Origin of the sequence: Pseudomonas viridiflava (assembly GCF_900602065.1) — a bacterium.
Lineage (GTDB): Bacteria > Pseudomonadota > Gammaproteobacteria > Pseudomonadales > Pseudomonadaceae > Aquipseudomonas.
Window position 1 is genome coordinate 1 of the sequence record NZ_UWFN01000132.1, and the last position, 471, is coordinate 471.

Annotated in this window: 1 protein-coding gene; it reads right to left on the reverse strand. The window is 48.4% G+C overall.

The features are described from left to right. Nucleotides 1-224: 224 nt before the first annotated feature. The coding region (locus EE949_RS29435) for a hypothetical protein (RefSeq protein WP_164666714.1) at nucleotides 225-471 on the reverse strand (247 nt) is incomplete at its 5' end.

The window sequence follows — 471 nt, forward strand, 5'->3', positions numbered from 1 at the left end:
GGTGGCGGGCGTGATCGCGCCGTTTCTATCACACTCGGTGCTCTGGTTAGCGGCCGGACAGCTGGCCTTTAGTGCCTCTGCTCTCGTTTTATGGTTGACGTCGCGCCATTACCGGCGCATGCTTCTACGCCATCCCGGTTAACACTTATTTACGGGAGGAAATTGAAATAGTTTAGAATGAAAGATAAATAGCTACTTGATAGCTGCCAAGTTATCATGATACTTTATGCTAATATAACTTTTCCAAACGTAATTTCAAGCCCAAAACCTGCGTGAAATACTGACGGAAAAATAACTTTTTGCGGTACTGAGCCGTTGAGTACCTCCTCCTTATTCGACGACCACTGGCGGCAAAGCTGGATACGATGCATCAACCTGACCATGACATTCGCAATCGATTGCTGATTGCCCGTCTGCCGGCCATGCCGCAGATACTCATTAAGTTGATCGAGCACTTGCAGGCGGATGACG